Source organism: Rhodopirellula sp. JB055 (assembly GCF_043100905.1).
Lineage (GTDB): Bacteria > Planctomycetota > Planctomycetia > Pirellulales > Pirellulaceae > Rhodopirellula.
Genome location: NZ_JBICHO010000083.1, coordinates 1 through 3,806 on the forward strand (window position 1 = coordinate 1; position 3,806 = coordinate 3,806).

At 58.1% G+C, this 3,806-nt stretch carries 2 protein-coding genes and 1 pseudogene; all 3 read right to left on the reverse strand.

Going from position 1 to position 3,806, the window contains the following annotated elements; translation table 11 throughout:
• Positions 1-8: 8 nt before the first annotated feature.
• Entirely contained in the window at positions 9-1,385 is a 1,377-nt protein-coding gene (locus ACF8AM_RS03145; protein WP_392554237.1) for a DUF389 domain-containing protein, read from the reverse strand.
• Positions 1,382-2,125 (reverse strand): glucosamine-6-phosphate deaminase, encoded by a 744-nt coding sequence (gene nagB, locus ACF8AM_RS03150; protein ID WP_392554238.1) that lies wholly within the window; start codon positions 2,123-2,125, stop codon positions 1,382-1,384. Before nagB ends, ACF8AM_RS03145 begins: the two co-directional genes overlap by 4 nt.
• Positions 2,126-2,970: 845 nt before the next feature.
• Positions 2,971-3,806, reverse strand: a pseudogene (locus ACF8AM_RS03155) (metal-dependent phosphohydrolase); the annotation flags it as partial.

Genomic DNA, 3,806 nt, shown 5'->3' on the forward strand with positions numbered 1-3,806 from the left:
GCTTCGGGTTAGGATTCAATCAACAGGCCCGTGAGCGAGGGACGCCCCCAACTCCCACGACGGCCCCATCCGGGGCGAAACCGAGACGCCAGCCACCATTTGTTTTTCGAACGTCCCAAGGGAGGGGGAAGCAAAACTGCACGGCCTCCCGAAGCGGCCAACGCGGATGACAAATGGCTTCGCGTTCGAGCGTAAGAGGCCGCCATCCCGCCCACCAACCCCACGCAGAAATCCAGCGGCGATGGATTGCAGCGACTCCACATCTCATCGGTCACCACCGGATGATGAACCAAACGAACCAGCAAACCAAACAGGAAGCTGGATCCAAACGCTCCTGCGAATCCGATCCCAATCGAAAGCATCGAACGCCGGAACAAAGGCCGGTTGCCATGTGCCAGCGACAACCCCGCGCCCATGATCGGAGTCATCAGCGGAGCAATCAACATCGCCCCGATGATCACCGCCGCCGAATTCTGAAGCAAACCAAACGCGGCCAACATCGCCGCAGCAGAGATCAACCCGAGAAACTCCAAGCTGGGCTCAGAGCCTTCCTCGAGCGAACGAGCCAAGGCCAACCGAGTCTCACGATCCATCGGCTCCGCAACGTGACTGGCCCAGTACCGGACGCTTGCTGACAACGATTGATTCCAACTTTCCTTTTGACTGACCAACGCCACCGACGCCCGAGTCGCCTGCCCCAACAAAGCTCGCGCGACCTTGTAGTGCGACTCCGCCGACGGCTTGGAACCAAACGGAACCCAGATCAAATCGCCGGGGTCACATCGCTGTCGTTCTAAATCCAACGCTTTCGCGACCACACGCGACTCCCGGTTTTCCGCCTCGGACTGATCGCCTGCGGACTTCTCGGGTGACGCACCTGAACCGCCGTCACCATCCAGCCACTCGTGCTCCAACTGCAAAGCAGGATCGACACCCAACAACCGACGCGAAATCCAGCGTGTGACTTTGATAGACGCATCGTCGATCGAAAAAACATGCTTTGCCGAATCCGGCGGCGCCCCCGTCGAACTCAGCCAAACCGATTTGATGGGACAGCGATCGAACAAGGTCGCTTGAAACCGATCGTCGTCGACATCGTCGACCATCAACAACAAACGCGAATCCCACTGAGACAACCGAGCTGAGATGGCTTCCACGTCCACTTCGACACGTTCCACACGGCCCGCCATATGGGACTTCGCCGAATCGCCCGCCCCCACCGTGTCACTTTGCAACTCTTTCTGGCTGAGAAGCTCCAACGTGCGGTGATCCATGCCCAACACCAACACATCGGCTGGCAACTTCATCGAGCTTGCAAACCGCCGCAACCACGGCAGCCCATCGGCCAACTGCTTCTGCGAGCCGACCAGAAGAGTGACGCTCATGCCTGCTGCTTCAGCAAACTTGCGGCGGCTTCGTCAACCACAAAGGTGACCTTGGGGTGTCGCTGCAAAAACGACGCGGGCATGTCGGACGTGATCGGCCCGCGGACCGCTCGTTCGACCGCCTCCGCTTTCGATTCGCCCGTCGCGATCAACACGATCTCGTGAGCTTCCAGGATGGTCGCGATTCCCATCGTCAACGCCCGGCGAGGCACCTCCTCGGCTGACGCAAAGAACCTGGCGTTGGCATCGATCGTTTCGCTTGCCAGATCGACCACTCGCGTTCGACTCTGCTCGGTCGCCCCCGGTTCATTGAACCCGATGTGGCCGTTCGCCCCCAGCCCAAGCAATTGCAAATCGATGCCACCTGAGGCTGCGATCGAAGCTTCGTACTGCCGACCAGCTTCCTCCAGATCCTCCGCCGTCCCATCCGGTAAATGCGTCCGGCCCAGATTGAATCCCGCCGGCTCAAACAGCCGCGATCGCATGTAAGCGTGGTAGCTCTGGGAATGCTCCGGGATCAGACCGATGTACTCGTCCAAGTTGAACGTCGTCACGTCGGAAAAAGAAAGATGCCCGGCCCGAACCTTCTCGACCAACAACTCATACGCTCGCTCAGGCGTCCCACCGGTGGCCAGCCCCAGAACGCTCGCCGGCTTGCGACGCACCTGCTCAACGATCCAACCTGCCACACGCGTGGAAGCCGATTCGTGATCCGGAACGATTTCTACTTCTATCACGATTCTTCACCTGTTCCTTCGACGGGTATTTTTCATTGAGGACACTCAAAGATCACTTCGGCAGGCACCTTTATAACGAAAACGGGCTCGCCCTCCGATGACACACTCGGCGATTGAACGTGCAAGCCGACACAGAACCAAATCAATCGATATGGTCCCGCGTTCACCGGCTTGTTGATCGAATCCCAACCCGACGCGTGAGCGAGGGACCACGTTGTTGACTTCGCCTCGCTGACGCGTCGGGTTATGAAAAAGCCATTGCTTCACTCAAAAACGCAACTTCAAAACCCGAAGCGTCAGCGAGGGAAAAACGTTATTGCTTTCGCCTCGCTGACGCGTCGGGTTATGAATAAGCCATTGCCTCACGCAAACGCGCGACTTCAAAACGCGTCAGCGAGGGACCAGGCAGTCGCCGGACTTGACCGAGTTCAGGTCTGTGGGGTGGAGGGTGTCCGAATTCTTGGCGAATCCGGCTACTTGGTGGCGTCCGATCACAACCCGAAGCGTTAGCGAGGGAAAACGATGTTGACTTCGCCTCGCTGACGCGTCGGGTTATGAATAAGCCATTGTCTCACGCGAAAACGCAACTTCAAAACGCATCAGCGAGGGACCAGGCAGGCGCCGGACTTGACCGAGTTCAGGTCTGTGGGGTGGAGGGTGTCCGAATTCTTGGCGAATCCGGCTACTTGGTGGCGTCCGATCAAAACCCGAAGCGTTAGCGAGGGAAAAACGTTGTTGACTTCGCCTCGCTGACGCGTCGGGTCATGAAAAAACCATTGCCTCACGCAAAAGCGCAACTTCATAACTCACGCATCAAGTTTTGAACTCGAGTCAACCGTTTCTGCCATTCACGCCCACTGCTTTTCGGTTTCCGACACGGCTTCGTTCAACCATCGCCGCATGGCGTCACCAGAACAGCCACGCAAAAGATCACGAACCCAGGCGGGGACAAACACTCGAACCCGCTTGACGTGATTGTCAAACTGCCGATTGGCAAGCACCGAGGCCACCGGAGACACATCCCCTAACGTCGCGACTTCGCCTGACCGAAGTACGATGTCAATGTTGATGTCAACTTCCAACTTGACGGGCGGGGCGTCGATCAAAATCAACTCAGGCTCGACCTCTCGACCGATCGCATCTCCAATCGATTTGGCCAACGGCCGCGAACACGACGCGAGCCACCAGTGCGGGCGACGGGCCAGCATCTGATGCATGTCTTCACCGGACTCGACATTGAATTCCGCCGCACGCTTGAGCAACGTCCGATTGGCCCCGAACAAACCCGCGACCAACGTCTGAACGGCACCGCCACGCTGGTTGGCCGCATCGACTAGCCGACTGACCCAAGCCGCCTCGCCCAAATCCATCCACTCGGTGAAGTCAACTGATTCGCCAGCACACGGTTGCTGCAATTCGTGAACGGCACGCTGCAGCATCGCGGTCGCGGACCGAACCGTGTGGTGCCAGTAGACTTCACTGAACATCACGTAGCGACCGAACACCATCATTTCCGCCGCCGTCCGTCCTTTTTCATGAATGGCGAGCTTCGGCCGGTCCGGGTGACGAACCATGGAGGCGATGATTCGCATCGGATCGAAATTTCGTCCGTACGGCACGCCCGCATGCAAACTGTCTCTTTGCAAGTAATCCAATTTGTCGACGTCGATCGGACCACTCAAAC